Origin of the sequence: Flavobacterium sp. W20_MBD1_R3 (assembly GCF_052119725.1) — a bacterium.
GTDB lineage: Bacteria > Bacteroidota > Bacteroidia > Flavobacteriales > Flavobacteriaceae > Flavobacterium.
The window spans coordinates 625,486-644,481 of record NZ_JBGQOR010000002.1 but is presented as its reverse complement, the minus strand read 5'-3'; the positions used below and the strand labels follow the sequence as shown (position 1 = coordinate 644,481).

General features: G+C 34.6%; 18 protein-coding genes. 9 read left to right on the top strand and 9 right to left on the bottom strand.

All coding sequences use genetic code 11. The features are described 5' to 3' along the window. A partial coding sequence (locus ACEN2F_RS05915) for a helix-turn-helix domain-containing protein (RefSeq protein ID WP_441736821.1) occupies positions 1 to 1,175 on the top strand: 1,175 nt, incomplete at its 5' end. A gap of 55 nt (positions 1,176 to 1,230) precedes the next feature. Here ACEN2F_RS05915 and ACEN2F_RS05910 read toward each other — a convergent pair. Then, positions 1,231 to 2,178 (bottom strand): SPOR domain-containing protein, encoded by a 948-nt coding sequence (locus tag ACEN2F_RS05910; protein WP_441736819.1) that lies wholly within the window; start codon positions 2,176 to 2,178, stop codon positions 1,231 to 1,233. A gap of 102 nt (positions 2,179 to 2,280) precedes the next feature. Here ACEN2F_RS05910 and dprA point away from each other — a divergent pair, with 102 nt between their 5' ends. Further along, entirely contained in the window at positions 2,281 to 3,381 is a 1,101-nt protein-coding gene (dprA, locus tag ACEN2F_RS05905; protein ID WP_441736817.1) for a DNA-processing protein DprA, read from the top strand. Between the two features lie 50 nt (positions 3,382 to 3,431). On the opposite strand, the gene trpS is transcribed toward dprA, so the two are convergent. Continuing rightward, positions 3,432 to 4,406: a tryptophan--tRNA ligase gene (gene trpS / locus ACEN2F_RS05900; protein ID WP_441736815.1), complete on the bottom strand. Its 975-nt coding sequence runs from the start codon at positions 4,404 to 4,406 to the stop codon at positions 3,432 to 3,434. Between the two features lie 263 nt (positions 4,407 to 4,669). On the opposite strand from trpS, the gene ACEN2F_RS05895 reads away from it, so the two are divergent. Continuing rightward, a complete protein-coding gene (locus tag ACEN2F_RS05895; RefSeq protein ID WP_441736814.1) occupies positions 4,670 to 5,437 on the top strand; it encodes a lysophospholipid acyltransferase family protein in 768 nt (255 codons plus the stop codon). 49 nt (positions 5,438 to 5,486) lie between these two features. On the opposite strand, the gene recA is transcribed toward ACEN2F_RS05895, so the two are convergent. The 4 genes from recA to ACEN2F_RS05875 form a co-directional block, all read right to left on the bottom strand. Further along, the gene (gene recA, locus ACEN2F_RS05890; RefSeq protein WP_441736853.1) at positions 5,487 to 6,494 is read right to left on the bottom strand and encodes a recombinase RecA; all 1,008 of its coding nucleotides are present in this window, start codon (positions 6,492 to 6,494) and stop codon (positions 5,487 to 5,489) included. 188 nt (positions 6,495 to 6,682) lie between these two features. Continuing rightward, the gene (locus ACEN2F_RS05885) at positions 6,683 to 7,192 is read right to left on the bottom strand and encodes an acyl-CoA thioesterase (protein ID WP_441736812.1); all 510 of its coding nucleotides are present in this window, start codon (positions 7,190 to 7,192) and stop codon (positions 6,683 to 6,685) included. A 48-nt stretch (positions 7,193 to 7,240) separates the two neighbouring features. After that, positions 7,241 to 7,624, bottom strand: coding sequence for a DoxX family membrane protein (locus ACEN2F_RS05880; RefSeq protein ID WP_441736811.1), 384 nt, complete (start codon positions 7,622 to 7,624; stop codon positions 7,241 to 7,243). 4 nt (positions 7,625 to 7,628) lie between these two features. Further along, complete coding sequence (locus tag ACEN2F_RS05875; RefSeq protein WP_441736810.1) at positions 7,629 to 8,777, bottom strand: DNA polymerase III subunit; 1,149 nt, start codon at positions 8,775 to 8,777, stop codon at positions 7,629 to 7,631. A 283-nt stretch (positions 8,778 to 9,060) separates the two neighbouring features. Here ACEN2F_RS05875 and ACEN2F_RS05870 point away from each other — a divergent pair, with 283 nt between their 5' ends. From ACEN2F_RS05870 to ACEN2F_RS05855, 4 genes are all read left to right on the top strand, one after another. After that, on the top strand, positions 9,061 to 10,248 hold the full coding sequence (locus ACEN2F_RS05870) for a phosphoglycerate kinase (RefSeq protein ID WP_441736808.1): 1,188 nt from the start codon (positions 9,061 to 9,063) through the stop codon (positions 10,246 to 10,248). 297 nt (positions 10,249 to 10,545) lie between these two features. After that, positions 10,546 to 12,567: a LysM peptidoglycan-binding domain-containing protein gene (locus ACEN2F_RS05865; protein ID WP_441736806.1), complete on the top strand. Its 2,022-nt coding sequence runs from the start codon at positions 10,546 to 10,548 to the stop codon at positions 12,565 to 12,567. A gap of 48 nt (positions 12,568 to 12,615) precedes the next feature. Further along, positions 12,616 to 13,596, top strand: a complete 981-nt coding sequence (locus ACEN2F_RS05860; RefSeq protein WP_441736804.1) for a DUF4837 family protein — start codon at positions 12,616 to 12,618, stop codon at positions 13,594 to 13,596. Positions 13,597 to 13,641: 45 nt separating this feature from the next. Further along, positions 13,642 to 14,103 carry a GNAT family N-acetyltransferase gene (locus ACEN2F_RS05855; RefSeq protein WP_441736802.1) on the top strand — a complete coding sequence of 154 codons (462 nt, stop codon included), beginning with the start codon at positions 13,642 to 13,644 and terminating at the stop codon, positions 14,101 to 14,103. Here the strand turns inward: ACEN2F_RS05855 and ACEN2F_RS05850 are convergent. The 3 genes from ACEN2F_RS05850 to rnpA form a co-directional block, all read right to left on the bottom strand. Beyond that, entirely contained in the window at positions 14,086 to 14,895 is an 810-nt protein-coding gene (locus ACEN2F_RS05850; protein WP_441736800.1) for an OmpA family protein, read from the bottom strand. The two genes, ACEN2F_RS05855 and ACEN2F_RS05850, sit on opposite strands and share 18 nt — an antisense overlap. Beyond that, the gene (locus tag ACEN2F_RS05845; RefSeq protein WP_441736798.1) at positions 14,895 to 16,529 is read right to left on the bottom strand and encodes a S41 family peptidase; all 1,635 of its coding nucleotides are present in this window, start codon (positions 16,527 to 16,529) and stop codon (positions 14,895 to 14,897) included. The genes ACEN2F_RS05850 and ACEN2F_RS05845 overlap by 1 nt, the downstream gene beginning before the upstream one ends. Before the next feature lie 109 nt (positions 16,530 to 16,638). Further along, positions 16,639 to 17,049: a ribonuclease P protein component gene (rnpA, locus tag ACEN2F_RS05840; RefSeq protein WP_441736796.1), complete on the bottom strand. Its 411-nt coding sequence runs from the start codon at positions 17,047 to 17,049 to the stop codon at positions 16,639 to 16,641. Positions 17,050 to 17,176: 127 nt separating this feature from the next. Here rnpA and ACEN2F_RS05835 point away from each other — a divergent pair, with 127 nt between their 5' ends. Both ACEN2F_RS05835 and ACEN2F_RS05830 read left to right on the top strand, forming a co-directional pair. Beyond that, positions 17,177 to 17,911: a lysophospholipid acyltransferase family protein gene (locus ACEN2F_RS05835; protein WP_441736794.1), complete on the top strand. Its 735-nt coding sequence runs from the start codon at positions 17,177 to 17,179 to the stop codon at positions 17,909 to 17,911. Positions 17,912 to 17,921: 10 nt separating this feature from the next. Next, the gene (locus ACEN2F_RS05830) at positions 17,922 to 18,911 is read left to right on the top strand and encodes an acyl-ACP desaturase (RefSeq protein ID WP_441736793.1); all 990 of its coding nucleotides are present in this window, start codon (positions 17,922 to 17,924) and stop codon (positions 18,909 to 18,911) included. The last annotated feature ends 85 nt before the right edge of the window (positions 18,912 to 18,996 follow it).

Genomic DNA, 18,996 nt, shown 5'->3' with positions numbered 1-18,996 from the left:
TTTTGGGAACTTTTGTGCATTATCCCATCAAATTAGCTTGGGCAATCACCGTTCATAAAAGCCAGGGATTAACTTTTGATAAAGCAGCACTTGATGTTTCGCAGGTTTTTCTGCCGGGACAGGCTTATGTTGCTTTATCACGTTTGCGCTCGCTGGAAGGTCTTATTTTGCTTTCTCCGTTGCGCATGAATGGTATTTCAAATGATCAGGATGTGATGGATTATTCCTTAAACAAGGCGTCCGATTCGTTTTTAGAAAATGCCTTGCATTTTGAAACTAAAAATTTTATTCATCACTACCTGATAAATACGTTTGATTGGAGTGATTTAGCGCAGGAATGGCGCAATCATAAATTCAGTTATATCGAAAAATCAGAAATTTCAGAAAAGTCCAAACATGCGGTTTGGGCCAAAAAACAAACTGAAGTCGTCGAACAGCTTTTGGATCCATCCAAAAAATTTATTTCGCAACTGAATAAGCTTTTTGGTCAGGAAACTGTGGATTTAAATCATGTTTCGGAACGTATTCAGGCGGCTTTCAGTTATTTTCTTAAACCGATGGATGATGTGGTTTTCGAAATCCTTTGGAAAATAGAAGAAGTAAAGCGCGTCAAGAAAGTAAAAACGTTTTATGATGAATTAATCGTTCTCGAAGAGCTGCAAACCAAAGCTGTTCTTCGGTTAATGAAGGCCAAATTACTGATTGAAACCGTTGTTGCAGGAGAAACTATTTCTAAAGAAAAATTGACGTCTTCAGATATAAAAAATTATATCATACGTAAAACAGAAGCTATACAAAATCAGTTTAAGGAGTTGAATATAACTTTGATTGACGATGATAAAGATGTAGAACGCTACACTTCAAAAAAGAGCAAAACAGCAACTCCGAAGAAAACAACAGTTCAAGAAACCTATGAATTATGGGTAGAAAAAAAATCAATTAAGGATATTGCGACAATTAGAGTGCTCACAAAACAAACAATTTACGGACATTTTGTAAAGTTGATACAAACAAAAGCAGTCTCTATTTCGGAGGTTTTACCCGAAGATAAATTGCAGGATTTAGCAGCTGCTTTTGCGGGATACAAAGAGGAATCATTGAATACCTTAATGGAAAAACATAGCCGTGAATTTTCATGGGAAGAAGCGAGAATGTATAAAGCAAGTTTGAATTAAAAAACTAGGCATAAAATCAAAAAAACCCTATTCGGCAAGAATAGGGTTTTTGTTTTTATAGTGATTGAATCAATATCCACGCCTCTGGATTGTGCTTTTCAGTAATTTCTTTTTTTGCCTTTTCTGCTTCTGCAAATGTAGTGTAACTGCCATAGAGAACTGGAAAATAACCATTTTTATTGGGAGCAATTCGTTTGGCATCGTAACCTAAACGAGTTAGGATTCGAAGTGTTTTGTTAGCATTTTTCTCTTCTCGGTACACGCCGGCCATAATGTGATACGGCATTTTTACTTCCTTATCAGATTTTACAGAAAGTGTAACAGCTGGAACGGGACTTTCAATGAAAAAAGTGGCTTGCTGAATTTTATTTTGAACTTGTTTTTGAACGGCAGTTTCAACAAGAATCGTTTCGGAAGTAATTTGGTTTTGGTACATCGGATAACCAACACTTCCTACAATTCCTAATCCCAACACGAAGATAGCAGCGTATTTTAAATACGGATTTGATTTTCTTTCTTCATCAGGAACCATTGTGATAGTTGCTCTTTCTTCAATTGCTTCAATTTCTTTATCAAAGATTTCTCTTTTTACAAGAGGTGAAACAAAAGGAGATAACCCAAAAGAACTAGTTAAATAATTCGTTTGATCATAGGGAGTGAAAACTATATTTTTATCCGCGTTCAAACGAAGATCCCCTACATTTTTTATAGAAAAAAGTTCGTTTTGTTCTAATGCTCTTTTCCAATTAAAAACCTCGTATTGAATTGCACTTACGGCGTATTCATAAGAAGTTTTTTCTGCTAAAGCGATATGATTAGCTAATAAACCATCATTATTTTTCAGATTTGCGTTAAAAGCTATCATTTTTTTGGGAGGAGAAAATGAATTCGAGCTTTCATTTAATTTAGCCGATTGAATTTCGGTCAAAAAAGCTCCGAAACCCGGAACGGTTACACATTGGTAACGGTATAAAAGCTGCGCGATGTATAGTTCGATTTTCATGGATACAAAGTTATACAACCAGAATAGTTATCAAAATTTTATTCACAATTTTTATTAACAATCCGGCTAAAAATTTATACATTTCACTCTCAAATAATTAGCATGAAAGAGCAAGATTTATTTTATTTATTGGCATTGCAAAGAATAGAAGGGGTGGGCGACATTATTGCTAAAAAACTACTAACTCATTTTGGTTCTGCAGAGGCTATTTTTAATTCAAAGGCATCGCAACTTGCCGCTATTGATGGAATAGGATCTGTTTTGCTGAAGAATTTAAAGGATAAATCGGTTTTTGAAAAAGCAACTCAGGAAATGGAGTTTATAAAAGGTAATGAAATCAATGTGGTTTATTTTCAGGACGAAGACTATCCAGAACGGTTGAAACATTGTATTGACGGACCACTTTTATTATTCACTTCTGGAAATATCAATTTAAAAAACAAAAGAATAATCAGCATTGTAGGAACGCGCCAAATTACCTCGTACGGAACTGAATTTTGTAGAAAACTGATCGAAGATTTGGCTCCACTTGATCCAATAATCGTGAGTGGTTTTGCTTATGGCGTTGATATTGTCGCACATCAATTGGCGCTGGAACATAACTTACAGACGATAGGAGTAGTGGCACATGGTTTGAACCAAATTTACCCAAAAACCCATAAAAAGTACGTTGCCAAAGTAGAACAAAACGGAGGTTTCATGACCGAGTTTTGGAGTTCTTCCAATCCTGATAAAGAAAATTTCGTAAAAAGAAACAGAATTGTTGCTGGAATGTCTGAAGCAACAATCGTAATTGAATCAGCAGATAGAGGCGGATCGTTAATCACGGCCAATATGGCGAATGATTACAACCGTGATGTTTTTGCGGTTCCAGGACGTGTTACGGATAAGTACAGTCAGGGCTGCAACAACTTGATAAAAACCCAAAAAGCAAATGTCTTGACTAGTGCCGCGGATTTGGTTTATATTTTGAATTGGGACATTCAAAAAGAAACAAAATCGGTACAAAAACAGTTGTTTGTGACTTTAGAAGAAGACGAGCAAAAAGTATACGACTACCTTCTTAAAACTGGGAAAGAACTAATGGATATTATTGCTTTGCGCTGTGATTTTCCTATTTATAAAATCTCAGGAATGCTGTTGAATATGGAATTGAAAGGCGTGATACGACCTTTACCAGGGAAATTGTTTGAGGCGATTTGATTTAATTTAATCCTATCAGGTTTCAAAAGCCTGATAGGATTATTTATTTTTTAAACCTCAAATCCTAGTTTTTCTCTCACTCGTGCCAGAACTCCATTGGCAACAATCGCTGCTTTTTGAGCACCAATTTTCAGTAAAGCATCCACTTCAGGAAGGTTGTTCATGTAGTAGTTATACTTTTCACGTTCGGTTTTGAATATCTCGCAGATCAATTCAAATAACGCTTGTTTGGCGTGGCCGTAACCGTAATTTCCACCAAGATAATTGGCAGTCATTGTGGCTATTTGTTCTTCACTTGCCAATAATTTATAAATTGCAAATGCATTACAGGTTTCTGGATTTTTAGGATCTTCCAGCGGTGTGCTGTCGGTTTCAATACTCATCACCTGTTTGCGTAATGCTTTGTCATCTAGAAATATATTGATAATATTATTCGCTGATTTACTCATTTTTCCACCATTTGTTCCGGGAATCAGCATGCTGTCTTCCTGAATTTTGGCTTCGGGAAGTACGAAAGTCTCTCCCATTTGGTGGTTGAAACGTGCTGCCACATCACGAGTGATTTCAACGTGCTGCAATTGGTCTTTTCCTACCGGAACTAGTTCAGCGTCATATAATAAAATATCAGCAGCCATAAGCATTGGATATGAAAATAAACCAGCATTGACATCTTCTAGTCTATCCGCTTTATCTTTGAAAGAATGTGCTAATGTCAGGCGTTGAAAAGGAAAAAAACAACTCAAATACCATGATAATTCCGCTGTTTGTGGCACGTCTGATTGTCTGTAGAAAACTACTTTGTTTACATCTAAACCACAAGCCAACCAAGCGGCAGCAGTGCTGTACGTATTGTTTCGTAAGGTTTCACCGTTTTTTATTTGCGTGATCGAATGTAAATCAGCAATGAAAAGAAACGATTCGTTTTCAGGTTTATTCGATAATGCTATTGCGGGAATGATTGCGCCAAGTAAGTTTCCTAAATGTGGTGTTCCAGTACTTTGAACGCCTGTAAGTATTTTTGCCATTGTATTTTTTTCTTCCACGCAAAGTTCGTAAAGTTTTTCATTTTTTACCGCAAATTCGCAAATTTTAAAAATCAACGATTTCCAACTAGCATTCGCAAAATTTTCTTTTGAGTTATAAGTCATATAAGTCGATAAAACCGTAATGAATTTGAAAAACCGAATTAAAAAAAACCGACAATTTAGAAACTTATATGACTTTTATGTTTAAAAAAACATCGAAAATTTATACTCATGATAACTTCTGATTTCTTACTTTTGAACCTATGAGAGGATTTAAAATTATTTTTTGGGTACTGTGGCGGGTGTGGTTTTATATTTTAATGACCATTCCCATATTGGTGATGTTTCCCTTTCTGGTATTGTCCATTTTAACGGAAAACGGCTATCCTTATTTTTTTAAGATGGCTCGTATCTGGGCAAAATTTATTCTTTTCGGTATGGGTTTTTATTATAAAATAGATAAAAGCCAAGAGATGGAATACCAAAAAAGTTACATGATTGTAGCCAATCATACCTCTATGGCTGATATTATGCTGATGCTTGCTTTAACAAAAAATCCTTTTGTTTTTGTGGGAAAACAAGAACTCTCAAAAATTCCATTGTTTGGTTTTTTTTATAAAAGGACCTGCATTTTGGTAGATAGAAGTTCTTCTAAAAGTAGATTAGAAGTTTTTAATCGCGCTCAAAAAAAAATAAATCAAGGATTGAGTATTTGTATTTTCCCTGAAGGAGGAGTTCCAGATGATGAATCAGTACTTTTAGACACTTTTAAAGACGGTGCTTTCCGCTTGGCGATAGAACATGAAATCCCTATTGTTCCGATCACTTTTGCTGACAATAAGAAAAGATTTTCGTATACTTTTTTCAGCGGAAGCCCAGGAATTATGCGCGTAAAAATACATACTCATGTAGAAACTTTTGGAAAAAAAGGTACTGATCGTAAGGAAATTCGAGAGGAAGTTCGAGAGGTGATATACACACAACTAGTGGCTTTTGAGCAAATCCAAGATAAGGACAAAGATTCTTTTTAAAAATTGCTGTATAAAAAAAGAGTTCACCTTAATGAACTCTTTTCTAGTTTTATGCGTCTGCTAGCTCTTTTATTCTAGCTTTAATTTTCACCTCTAATTCATCTGCTAATTCTGGATTGTCTTTTATTAAAGACTTAACAGCATCACGACCTTGTCCTAATTTAGTTTCACCATAGCTAAACCAAGAACCTGCTTTTTTGATAATTTCAAATTCTACTGCAAGATCTAAAATTTCTCCGGTCTTTGAAATTCCTTCACCGTACATGATGTCAAATTCAGCAATTTTAAATGGTGGAGCAACTTTGTTTTTTACTACTTTAACTTTCGTTCTGTTTCCAAGGACGTTATCACCGTCTTTAATTTGTGTAGAACGACGGATATCTAAACGTACTGAAGCATAAAACTTCAATGCATTTCCACCTGTGGTAGTTTCAGGATTTCCAAACATCACACCAATTTTCTCTCTTAATTGATTGATAAAGAAAACGGTACAATTTGTTTTACTGATGGTTCCTGTTAGTTTTCTTAAAGCTTGAGACATCAAACGGGCGTGTAATCCCATTTTAGAATCTCCCATTTCGCCTTCAATTTCACTTTTTGGAGTCAATGCAGCAACCGAGTCAATGACTACAATATCAATCGCACCAGAACGAATCAAGTTCTCTGCAATTTCTAACGCTTGTTCTCCGTTGTCTGGTTGTGATATAATTAGGTTTTCGATGTCTACGCCCAACTTTTCTGCATAATTTCTATCGAAAGCATGTTCTGCATCTATAAAAGCTGCAATTCCACCTGCTTTTTGAGCCTCGGCAATAGCATGAAGCGTCAACGTTGTTTTTCCAGAGGATTCCGGACCATATATTTCAATAACTCTACCTCTTGGATATCCGCCCACTCCTAATGCTAAATCGATTCCTAAAGATCCTGAAGAAATAGTTTCCACTTCTACAATGGCTTTGTCACCCATTTTCATTACCGTCCCTTTTCCGTACGTTTTGTCTAATTTGTCAAGCGTAAGTTGCAGCGCTTTTAATTTAGATTCTTTTTCTGTACTCATCTTTTCTTTTACCTTTTCTTTCATCTATTTTTTTAGTTTATAACGGTAAGAAACTGACAGGATGACTATTTATCCTATAATTTCATTTGTATACTGAATATTTGTTTTGTAAAAATACTTCTTTTTTTAATTAAAGTTTTCTCTTTCAAGAATATTTTAAATTAAAATAGTAGCGTGATTGTTGTTTATTAAGTGAACAATGCTTTTAATTCGGTTGCGTCATGAGGATTCATTTTTCCGGCTAAAACCAAACTCAATTGTTTGCGTCGCAATGCCGCGTCAAAACGTAATTTTTCTAGTTCAGTCACGGGAACAATTTGGGGAACTTCAACAGGTCTGCCTGTATCATCTACAGCAACAAAAGTGTAAATGGCTTCATTGGCTTTGGTTTTATTACCAGATTCTCGATCTTCAACCCAAATGTCAATGTATATTTCCATCGAACTCTTGAAAGATCGGGAAACTTTAGCCTCAACAGTTACAACACTGCCTAGCGGAATGGCTCGATTGAATGCGACATGATTTACCGATGCCGTAACTACAATGCGACGGGAATGTCTGCGTGCCGCTATACTTGCTGCGCGATCCATTCGGGCTAATAATTCACCACCAAAAAGATTGTTCAAAGGATTGGTTTCGCTTGGCAAAACCAAATCGGTTAGTATTGTCAGGGATTCTGAAGGATGTTTTGGTGTCATTTTTTTATATAAAAGGGAATTGTTGTTTAAAATAATAAATTCTTTTCGCTAGTTCAACCAATAAACGGCCAGTATAGCTGGGATAAAATAGATAACAATTGTTTTAGCACCATCATAATCTTTGGCTAATCGCTGACCAAAAAGCAACATCAACAACGTGATACAAGAGAAAACGGCTCCATAAAAACCAAATATTCGTCCGTTATTTACCAATAATTCAATACAACCCACCACGCATAAAATTCCAGAGATTAATTCTAAAATTAAAATATTTAATAATGCCAAAGGAACGCTATTTTTTAACGGTGTTTTAGCAAAATGACCTTTTAACCATGTCACATTATCTTTCCAATAAAATAGTTTGTCGTATCCAGATTGCAGGAAAGTGATGGCTAGGAAAATTAAAATCAAAATAGAAGTAATGTTGTTCATGTTTTTATTTTTTGTGAATTAAACGGGTCAGTTTTATGGATAAATCCGTAAGGATAATTTTAGCGTTTCCGTTGCGTTCAATGTGATACATCGCATCCGAAAGTTCTTTAAAAATAGCATTGATATTGTTTCCATTTACAAAAGGTGCAAAATTTTCTAGTTTGAATTTTTCTACCTGTGGTTCCATGTACACTAAACTTGGTGTTTGGTAATTCAGCAACAATGCCTGACGAAACATGTCAATACAAAAGTGTAGAAATTTCTTTTGGGTTTCTCTCCCTAAACCAGCAATTTGCTCGCTCCAAAGGATCAAATCCTGAATGGCAGCGGCGTTACCTTTAGCTCTAAAAGCAGCGCGAACCCAGTCTACAAACCATTTTTCAAAAAAAACAGATTCGCTGTCTGGTTGCAATAATTGTAATGCTTTATTATAATTTCCTTGTGCCTGATGCGCTATTTTTAACGCTTCATTTGAATCTGTATTTTCTTTTGAAACTAAAAATTCAGCAATGACGGATTCACTTAAACCATTAAAGTGCAACACTTGGCATCGGGAACGAATCGTTTGAATAATGTCTTCTTCATTTTCTGAAATGAGGATAAAAACCGTTTTATCTGTAGGTTCTTCTAGTAATTTTAATAATTTATTGGAAGCTGCTATATTCAATTTATCGGCCATCCAAATAATCATTACTTTGTATCCGCCTTCATAAGATTTTAAAGCTAGTGATTTCAATATTTCCTGAGCATCATCAACTCTAATTTCACCTTGTTTGTTTTTAACACCCAGCATTTGATACCAATCAAATAGACTTCCATACGGATTTTGCTCAATAAACTGTCGCCATTCAGCAATAAAATCGATACTTTTTGGTTTCGTTTTTACATCTTCGGTACTAACGGTGGGGTAAATAAAATGCAAATCTGGGTGTGAGGTTTTCTGGAATTTTAGATTGCACGCTTCATTCAAACCGGAGTTTTCTGAGTTTTGGTTGCTACAAATAATATATTGAGCGTAAGCAATCGCCATGGGTAAAGTGCCACAGCCCTCAGGACCAACAAACAATTGTGCGTGTGGAATGCGTCCCAAATCAGCACTTTTTGTCAAATGACTCTTGATATGTTCTTGTCCTAAAATTTCTGAAAATTGCATAAAGCAAAGATAGCAGAAAATGGTTTAGTCTAAAATTTTAGTAGGCAAAGTTTCAGTAGAACCAAGTTTAAGAAGGCGATAATTAAGGTGTTTGTATTTAAAAATTATTAGGTCTTTATTTAAAACATTTTTTATATAAAACATTTAAAAAAAGCATTATTTATCAAATTATATCGATTTCGTTGCTAAAAATTGATTATATATGATTTATGTTAATTTATTACTACTTTAAAAGTTCTATATTTGTTATTACTTCAAAAAAAATAAACTAAAAAATAGACTGATGAAAACATTAAGTGATTTCAATTTTGCAACTAAAAAAGCCATAATCCGTGTTGATTTTAATGTGCCTTTGGACGAGAATTTTAACGTAACAGATGCCACGCGCATTGAAGCTGCAAAACCTACTATTGACGCTATTCTTGCTCAAGGCGGAAGTGTGATTTTGATGTCACATCTTGGCAGACCAAAAGGCGTGGAAGAAAAATATTCGTTGAAACACATTTTGAAAACAACTTCTGAAATTCTTGGAGTTCCAGTTCATTTTGCCACTGATTGTATTGGTGCAGCAGCGAAAGATGCAGCGAACAAATTGCAAGCCGGAGAAGTTTTATTATTAGAAAATTTACGTTTTCATAGCGAAGAAGAAGCGGGTGATGTTGCTTTCGCAAAAGAACTAGCGTCACTTGGTGATATTTATGTAAACGACGCTTTTGGAACAGCACACAGAGCGCACGCATCGACAACGATTATTGCACAGTTTTTTCCAATGGAGAAATGTTTTGGATTATTATTAGCCAAAGAAATTGAAAGCTTGAATAAAGTTTTAAAAAACAGTGAAAAACCGGTAACAGCAGTTCTTGGAGGATCTAAGGTGTCTTCTAAAATTACGGTTATCGAAAATATTCTGGACAAAGTAGACCACATGATTATTGGAGGCGGAATGACCTTTACTTTTGTAAAAGCGTTAGGAGGTAAAATTGGCGATTCTATTTGTGAAGATGACAAACAAGAATTAGCCTTAGAAATTTTGCGTTTGGCCAAAGAAAAAGGAGTTCAAATACACATCCCGGTTGATGTTGTGGCAGCAAATGCTTTTTCAAATGATGCACAAACTCAAATTGTTGATGTTAAAGCAATTCCTGACGGATGGCAAGGTTTAGATGCAGGTCCAAAATCATTAGAAAATTTCAAAAAAGTAATCATGGAATCCAAAACTATTCTTTGGAACGGACCGTTAGGTGTTTTTGAAATGGAAAATTTTGCTAACGGAACAATTACATTGGGTAACTTTATTGCTGAATCTACTGCAAACGGAGCTTTCTCACTTGTAGGTGGTGGTGATTCAGTGGCAGCGGTGAAACAATTTGGACTGGAAGATAAAGTAAGCTACGTTTCAACAGGGGGAGGAGCAATGCTGGAAATGCTCGAAGGAAGAGTATTGCCGGGAATTGCAGCAATTCTTGACTAACAAATACCGTAAAAATTATAATAAAAGCTGCTTGATATTCCAATAGAATTCAAATCCAGCAGCTATTTTTACACACGTATAATAACCTCAGAGATACTTATTGTATCGCTGAGGTTTTTTTTAATTTTCACAACTAAATTCTTTAAATAATTGTACACAAACGATTGTAAAGTCAATACTGAGAACTGAAAAATTTTATTTTTAACAATTTTTAAAGAAAATTTCAGTTTTAACCCCTTAAGTTTGCGAAAAATAGACTTGTAATCATTTGGAATATAGGTCTTTGATCTTAAAAATATGAATATAAAAAATACTACATTATCGCTTTTTCTATTGTTATCAGTTCATTTATTTTCGCAGGAAGCGACTGAAAATAAAGTGCTTGAACAAACAAACACAAAATTATCTTATTTAGATTCTATTAAAAATTCCTTCATTGAGGATGATTTGGCCTCTTGTTTAGACAGTTTATGGATGAACGAAATGACCAACCTAGATCTATATAATAATCTTACAGAAGACATTGAAAATATTAATATTGATGAGAATGTAGAATTTGAGTTGCCAACCGCTCTTTTAAAAGAAAGATTGTCGGCAATGAATGCAAAATCACCTTTTAATATTGAGTACAATCAGGGATTGGAAAACATAATTAAATCATTTCTAAAATACAGAAAAAAATCTTTTGAACGTTTGATGGCCACTTCAGAATATTATTTTCCTATGTTTGAAGAGGCTTTAGCCAAGAAAAATGTTCCGTTAGAAATAAAATATTTAGCTGTTGTAGAATCAGCTTTAAACCCAAAAGCAGTTTCACGAATGGGGGCAACGGGTTTATGGCAATTTATGTATCAAACCGGAAAACAATATGGTCTGAAGATTGATTCTTATGTAGATGAACGCAGCGATCCATTGAAAGCCAGTGAAGCCGCAGCGCAATATATGTCTAACATGCACAAAATATTTGGAGATTGGGATTTGGTTTTGGCGTCCTATAATTCAGGTCCTGGAAATGTTTCTAAAGCCATCAGACGGTCTGGTGGTCAACAAAATTATTGGAACATTAGAAAAAATCTTCCTAAAGAAACTCAGGGTTATGTTCCGGCATTTTTAGCAACAATGTATCTGTATGAATACCACAGGGAACATGGAATTGTACCCCAACGTGCAACCATAAAGCATTTCAGTACAGATACGATAATGGTCAAGAAGCAAATTACTTTTAAGCAAATATCAGATTTACTAGATGTTCCAGTGGTTCAATTGCAGGTTTTAAATCCGTCCTACAAGCTTGATATTATTCCTTTTTACCATGATCAACCTCATTATTTGAGATTGCCACGAGAAAAAATTTCTGTTTTTGCTTCTAATGAAGATCAGATTTATGCCTACACAGAATACGAATCCGGCAAGCGGGAGAAACCATATTTTGCTATAAAAAATAAGGTTCAAAAAGCAGATGTGAGTCCTGCTAATCAAAGAATTGTACAAACGAAAACAACCAAGTATTACAAAGTAAAACGGGGAGATAATCTAGGCGTCATTGCTGACAATTACAATGTTAGTGTCGCAGATTTAAAAAAGTGGAATAATCTAAAAAGCAATACTATCGCTTATGGTAAGAACCTTAAAATTAATAATATAGAAAACACTGTTATAGCGCAAGTTACTAAGAATACGGATCCAATACAAGCCCTTTCTGAGAAACAAGTTGCCGCTTCAATAACGGCAAATACTGCGCTATCAGCCACGACAGCTAAAACCGATTATGTAGTTCAAAAAGGAGAAAATTTAATAGCTATTGCCAAAAAAAATAATGTCACCGTTGCTGAAATTTTGGAATGGAACAACCTTACCAATACCGCATTAGTGGCATCAGGAACAACCTTAAAAATAGAAAGTAAAGCGGTACTTAAAAATGTTTTGACAGTTTCTCCAAAACTAAAAAACATTGAATATGAAGTCCAAAAAGGAGACAATTTAGGGAGTATTGCTAAGAAATTTGGAACCTCTTTAGCAGATTTAAAACAATGGAATAAAATCTCTGGGCAAACAGTCGTTTTAGGACGTTCTTTGATTGTTGCTAAGGATGAACCTGCGATAAAAACAAATAAAGAGGACATTAGTTACTTTAAGAAAAAAACGAATGAGCCCGGATTTTCTGCGAAAGAAACTATTGATTATTATGTAAAAAAAGGGGACTCTTTGTATAGTATTTCAAAAAAATATCCTGGCGTAACTATTTCTGATTTGAAAAAATGGAACGGTATTCGCGGAGAAGAAATCAAACCAGGAATGAAACTTAAAATTAACGGATAATAGAATATTCTTCTCTAAATTTGGGTTTTATTTTATAATTGAAATATAATGAATAAAGCCCTTTTTTTATTGCTTTCTATTACCGTATTGCTGGGTTCTTGCAACGAGAAAAAAGATCCTCAACCCCGTGCTACAACAGGAAAAATAAATACTATTTCAGTCATAATAGACGATCAGTTGTGGAATGGTGAGATTGGCGACAGCATTCGAAATAAATTTGCCTACGCTGTAATAGGATTGCCCGAGGAAGAACCACTTTTTACTATAAATCAATATCCTACTAAAATTTTAGAAGGGTTTATGACGGACAGCCGCACGATCATAGTAGTCAAAAAAGAAGCTCAAAACAATTTTGAAATCAAAAAAAATCAATACGCATCACCGCAAAATGTATTTCATATTTCCGGTAAAACTAGTGCGGATATTCTAGAAATAATAGAACGTAATACACCAAAAATAATCGAAATTATTAAAGAAACTGAAATTTACGAGAATCAACGGATTATAAAACAGTCTGTTCTTAATCCTAAAATTATCAAGAATAAATTCCAAATTTCGATTGATATTCCTTCTTCATACCAATACGTTCTTCATAAACCCCACTTTATTTGGCTAAAAAAAGAAATCATAAGCGGCAGTACGAGTTTGTTGATTTATCAGGTTCCTCTGAACGTTATCACAAACAAAAACATGGAGCTGATCCCCAATATTATTAAAATGCGAGATTCTATTGGCAATCTTTATATTAGCGGAAAAGAAAATAATACTGCGATGATTACCGGAGAAAGTTATTCGCCCTATTTCTTTAAGATCAAACTGGACGGCAAGGAAACGTATGAAACAAAAGGTACGTGGGTATTAAAAAATGATTTTATGTCGGGTCCTTTTATCAATTATGTCATTTTGGACTACGAGAACGACAGAGCCTTAGTTCTAGAAGGATTTTCTTATGCACCATCCAAAGAAAAAAGAGACTTGATGCATGAATTAGAAGCGATTATAAAATCAGTTGTGGTTTTGAAAAAATAGTTTTATTTCCTTTATTTGTAGTCTAATAAAATTAAAAGAATAAAGATGTTGAAATGGAATATAAAGGCTTTCAAAGACCTTTCCGTCGATGAGTTATATGATTTGCTGCAATTAAGAAGCGAAGTTTTTGTGGTAGAACAAAACTGTGTGTATTTAGATCTAGATGGTAAAGACAAACTAGCACTGCATCTTATTGGGGAATTTGAGGGTAAAATTGTGGCGCATTCTAGGTTGTTTAAACCGGGAATCAGTTTTGATAACGCCTCTATTGGCAGAGTTGCTGTTGCTGTAAAGTACCGAGATAGGAAATGGGGACATGATTTAATACGGGAATCAATTGCTGGAATTGCGCATCATTTTGGCGAAAGCAAAATCACTATTGGAGCACAATTGTACCTAAAAAAATTCTATGAAAGCCACGGATTTGTACAAACTAGCGAAATGTATCTCGAGGATGACATCCCACACATTGAGATGAAAAAAGGAGAATTAGATCTTCACAATTAAAAACTCAACTCTACGATCTAATGCTTCTCCCTGACCTAAAGGAAACTTATTTCCACTGCCGGTGTAACGCATTCTAAGGCTGTTTATGCCTTTATTAATCAAGTATTTGTACACGTTTTTAGCCCGGTTTAAAGAAAGTTTGCGCTCTCGGGTATCCTTATCTATGGCATCCTGGTAATAACGTGGAGTGCAGCAAACGTGGCCTATAATTTCAAATTCCATTGTTTTTTGCTGTTGCAAAAGCAGTGCGATCATGTCTAATTCTTTTCTGGAATTCTGTGATAATTTGCTACTACCAAGCGCAAATAGGATATTTTCCAGATAAATACGATCCCCTACTTTATGCTTGTCCTGAAATGAATTATAAACACCTTTTCCAAAACTGTTCTTCTTGACAAGAAACAAGTCGACACGCCTGTTTTTAGATCGGGTTTCAGAAAGATTTTCCACCGTATCTTTTTGCACAATTACACGACCCTTTCCTTCAATAATAATAATTTTGTTTTTATGTAAACCATTTGCCGTAAGTATGTTTTGAACAGTAATTACTCGGTTTCTGGATAGTTCATAATTATAATCGTTGGCGCCTCGATCGTCACAATATCCATAAATTTGTATCGATTCTACTTCTGTGGTGTCCGTATTTTTTATAAAAGCAATTATAGCTTGTATTTGATCTTCATGCAGGATGAATTTGTCGAATTCAAAATAAACCGTTTCTACAGGTAACTTCTGAGCTGTTAAAAAGCTCGAAATAAGAAGTAGCGCTATAGAGGTAAACAGTTTTTTCATTACATTTTCAAAATAGATTTGTACGTTGTATTGTTATTTAAAAGTGTCGCTGCTTTCTTAATTTCTAAATTATTTTTGATGTAATACTGATACAATCCTTCTTGATATTGGTAGCGTTTAATGATTTCATCAACCATCAGATTTTTGATTTCTTTTTGGTTTTTATCCAATAAGGCATTTTCGCTTTTCTGAAGGGCGGATAGTAATTGTTGGTATTCCACCAAAATCGATTCGTCTAGTTTTTCTTTTTTGGCTACAGCCAAAGTATTTTTCAAAGCCAATTCTGTTTCCGTGTCAAACGAGAATTTCTGTGCTTTTAGGAATTGTTTGAATTCTAAATAATCCGCATCAGAAATAACCGGAATCTGGTTTCCCAAGTTCGGATTTTTATAATAATATGCGGTGACATAATTAAAAATACCGTCGTTGCGAAGCAAAGCATTTGTTATAGCACTTGATTTAGTTTCTTCCAGTTCTACGTCTGGTTGAATGCCTCCACCGTCATAAACGGTTCTGCCTTTTCGAGTTTTAAAAGCGTTGAAGTTCTTTTCCTCAGTTTTAATAGCCATACCATTTTTGTCTTTTCTAGAATAATCTAATGCTTGAATGCATCTTCCGGAAGGTGTATAATAGCGGGAAATAGTTACTTTAAGTTGTGTTCCATAGGTTAAATCTACGGGTCTTTGTACCAATCCTTTTCCAAAACTGCGGCTGCCTATCACTACAGCGCGATCTAAATCCTGAAGTGCGCCAGCCACAATTTCTGATGCTGATGCGCTGCGGCCGTTAACAAGAATAATCAAAGGAATTTCAATATCTACGGGATCTTTAGTCGTTTTATACGTGCTGTTGTGTTTGTCTATTTTTGATTTTGTAGTAACAATAATTTCATTTTTTTGAACAAATAAATTACAAATATTTACGGCTTCATTCAAGAGACCACCCGGATTATCTCTAACATCCAGAATAATGCGTTCAGCACCGTCTTTTTTGAGTTGTTCTAAAGCTTCTTTGGTTTCTAATGATGCTTTTTTATTAAAATGGGATAATACAATATAACCCGTTTTGTCGTCTATTTTTGCAAAAAAGGGGACCGATCTAATTTCGACTTCGTCCAGAATAATCTGTGTTGTATTTACTTTTCCTTGACGGATGTATTTGACCTCAATTTTCGTATTTTTAGTGCCCTTAAATAGCTGGGTTGCCTCATCTTTAAAATCAGATAAAAGTACATCGCCCACCTGAATGATTTCATCACCGGCTTTTAAACCCGCTTTATCGGCTGGAAAATCTTTATACGGTTCCTTGACGATTAACTTGTCTTCTTTTCGAGTCAATAAAGCGCCTATTCCAGTATACTCGCCAGTATTGTTTATCTTGAATCGCACCACATCTTGCTCGTTAAAATACACGGTGTACGGATCTAAATTAGCCAGCATTCCCTTGATTGCTTTATCCATTAAGTCTCCAGGGTTTGTTTCATCAACATAATTCCGATTTAATTCCTTAAAAAGCGTGGTGAATATCTCGATTTGCTTAGCTATTTCGAAAAAATCGTCCTTGAAACTGCTTCCAATAAACAGAAATGCCGAAGCGATAACGGGAATTATGAATTTTTTTTTGAACAAGTTCATAGGTTTAAATAACTAGATTTGAGACCACTAAAATAACAATAAATAGCCAATTAATTATACGGTAGAACATCTAAAGATGTTGTAGTTCCAATTAGAGTAGATAAAATATTTAAATTTCAGAAATAGAATCGTTTTCTGATGCTGGTTTTTTACAATTTTGAGCAATAAATTTCTCAAACAATTGAATAGTTTTGATATTAATTTCCTCGTAGGTCAAACGGTCTTTTGTTTGGTAAAAAAACATAAACGAATACGACTGATCTAGGTGGTCAATCAAAAGATGCTTGTTTAGGCGATAGGTTTCGCGCAGCACTCTTTTAAAATAATTACGATCTACGGCTTTCTTAAAATTTTTTTTGGAAACGGAAACGCCCATTTTTATTTTTTCACTTTCGTTAAAAGAACCCTTTCTGTATACCAATCGCAACGGATATTTAGATACCGATTTTCCGTCAGTAAATAATAATCCAATAGTGGTTTTGCTTTTTAGCTTTTCGTTTTTTGGGTAAGTGAAGTTCATTCTAGTAAAAAAAAGGATGTGAGTTTTGGCATGCAAAGTTACAATTAAAGGTTGAGTCCTTATATTGTTTGGTATTTAAAATTGGGCTAAAAATATATTTCCTATTTTTGTCGCTAATTTTTAAAGTATGGAAAAATTAATTTCGTATCCAATTTCTGTAATATATTATCTATGTTTCGGTCTTACTTTGGTTGTTTTTCATCCAATTCAATGGGTTTGCTTTCATGTTTTTGGCTATCAAGCCCATAAAATAAGTGTTGATTATTTGAACTTTTTTTTAGTTTTATGTACCAGACTGCTAGGAACTTCGTATCAATTTGAAAACATAGAAAATATTCCTAAAAATACACCATTAATTTTTGTGTCCAATCATCAAAGTATGTACGATATTATTGCTATGATTTGGTTTTTTCGCCGTTTTCATTGTAAATTTGTAAGTAAGAAAGAATTGGGAAGCGGTATTCCCAGCGTTTCGTTTAATTTACGGCATGGTGGCTCGGCATTAATTGATCGTAAAGATCCCAAGCAAGCCATTCCGGCCATTAAGGATTTAGCAGAATATATTGAAAAACACAATCGTTCAGCAGTTATTTTTCCGGAAGGAACGCGAAGTAAAACAGGTCAACCGAAGGAATTTGCCCAAAGCGGGTTTAAAATTTTATGCAAATATGCGCCGTCTGCATACGTGGTTCCCATAAGTATAAACAATTCTTGGAAAATTGTTAAATATGGTTTTTTCCCTTTAGGTTTAGGAAATCACCTTACCTTTGTAGTCCATAAGCCATTAGCAGTAAATGAATATGATTTTGCGGAATTGATGGAGAAAACGGAAGCAGCAGTAGTTCAAGGAATAAAAATTTAATTTATAGAAAATGTCAATAAAAAACATTCGATTAGAAGTAATGCAGTTTTTGGAAAAAAACGTAGATAGCTTTGTCGATCAGTATCTGATACCAGTAGAAAAAATATGGCAGCCAACAGATTTTTTGCCAAATTCTCAAAGTGATACTTTTTTTGATGAGGTCAAGGAGTTGCGAGAAATTGCAAAAGATTTGCCTTATGATTTTTGGGTAACTTTAGTAGGGGATACCATTACTGAAGAAGCTTTGCCTACCTATGAATCTTGGTTAATGGATGTAGAAGGAATTGATAACGTAGAGCGAAACGGTTGGTCTAAATGGATTAGACAATGGACCGGAGAAGAAAATCGTCATGGTGACATGCTGAGTAAATATTTGTATTTATCAGGTCGCGTGAACATGCGCGAAGTAGAGATGACCACGCAACATCTTATTAACGATGGTTTTGATATAGGAACGGGAAGAGATCCATACAAAAATTTTGTGTATACTAGTTTTCAGGAATTAGCAACCTATGTTTCTCACAACAGAGTAGCGCAAATGGCAAAAAAATATGGGGATAACAAATTATCTAAAATGTGTAAAATGATTGCTGGTGACGAGATGCGCCATCATCATGCGTACAGTGAATTTGTAAACCGTATTTTTCAGGTCGATCCCAGTGAAATGATGATTGCATTTCAATATATGATGAAAGCAAAAATCGTTATGCCAGCTCATTTTTTAAGAGAATCCGGTGAAAAAATCAGTACCGCTTTTGAGCAGTTTTCGGATTCTGCACAACGAATTGGTGTATACACCGCAGCAGATTATGTAGACATCATGCAAAAATTAATTGACAAATGGGAAATAGATAAAATTACAGGCCTAACTGATGAAGCAGAAAAAGCCCGTGATTATTTGATGAAATTGCCAGGAAGAATGGCTCGAATTTCAGATAGATTGGTAATTCCTCAAGAATCACATATCTTTAAATGGGTAGAACCTGCAATAATAAGATAGAGAATTGAATCGTATACAAATTATAAAAGTTGAATTTTGAAGTGAAAAACTTTGAAGTTCAACTTTTTTTTAAAATATTATAAAA

Bases quoted from the DNA above. Each gene is read 5' to 3' on its own strand.
- ACEN2F_RS05835 (WP_441736794.1), top strand. From the start codon at position 17,177: ATGGAAAAATTAATTTCGTATCCAATTTCTGTAATATATTATCTATGT.
- ACEN2F_RS05855 (WP_441736802.1), top strand. From the start codon at position 13,642: ATGTTGAAATGGAATATAAAGGCTTTCAAAGACCTTTCCGTCGATGAG.
- ACEN2F_RS05865 (WP_441736806.1), top strand. From the start codon at position 10,546: ATGAATATAAAAAATACTACATTATCGCTTTTTCTATTGTTATCAGTT.
- ACEN2F_RS05830 (WP_441736793.1), top strand. From the start codon at position 17,922: ATGTCAATAAAAAACATTCGATTAGAAGTAATGCAGTTTTTGGAAAAA.
- ACEN2F_RS05880 (WP_441736811.1), bottom strand. From the start codon at position 7,624: ATGAACAACATTACTTCTATTTTGATTTTAATTTTCCTAGCCATCACT.
- dprA (WP_441736817.1), top strand. From the start codon at position 2,281: ATGAAAGAGCAAGATTTATTTTATTTATTGGCATTGCAAAGAATAGAA.
- ACEN2F_RS05845 (WP_441736798.1), bottom strand. From the start codon at position 16,529: ATGAACTTGTTCAAAAAAAAATTCATAATTCCCGTTATCGCTTCGGCA.
- rnpA (WP_441736796.1), bottom strand. From the start codon at position 17,049: ATGAACTTCACTTACCCAAAAAACGAAAAGCTAAAAAGCAAAACCACT.
- ACEN2F_RS05875 (WP_441736810.1), bottom strand. From the start codon at position 8,777: ATGCAATTTTCAGAAATTTTAGGACAAGAACATATCAAGAGTCATTTG.
- recA (WP_441736853.1), bottom strand. From the start codon at position 6,494: ATGAGTACAGAAAAAGAATCTAAATTAAAAGCGCTGCAACTTACGCTT.
- ACEN2F_RS05850 (WP_441736800.1), bottom strand. From the start codon at position 14,895: ATGAAAAAACTGTTTACCTCTATAGCGCTACTTCTTATTTCGAGCTTT.
- ACEN2F_RS05885 (WP_441736812.1), bottom strand. From the start codon at position 7,192: ATGACACCAAAACATCCTTCAGAATCCCTGACAATACTAACCGATTTG.
- ACEN2F_RS05870 (WP_441736808.1), top strand. From the start codon at position 9,061: ATGAAAACATTAAGTGATTTCAATTTTGCAACTAAAAAAGCCATAATC.
- ACEN2F_RS05910 (WP_441736819.1), bottom strand. From the start codon at position 2,178: ATGAAAATCGAACTATACATCGCGCAGCTTTTATACCGTTACCAATGT.
- ACEN2F_RS05860 (WP_441736804.1), top strand. From the start codon at position 12,616: ATGAATAAAGCCCTTTTTTTATTGCTTTCTATTACCGTATTGCTGGGT.
- trpS (WP_441736815.1), bottom strand. From the start codon at position 4,406: ATGGCAAAAATACTTACAGGCGTTCAAAGTACTGGAACACCACATTTA.
- ACEN2F_RS05895 (WP_441736814.1), top strand. From the start codon at position 4,670: ATGAGAGGATTTAAAATTATTTTTTGGGTACTGTGGCGGGTGTGGTTT.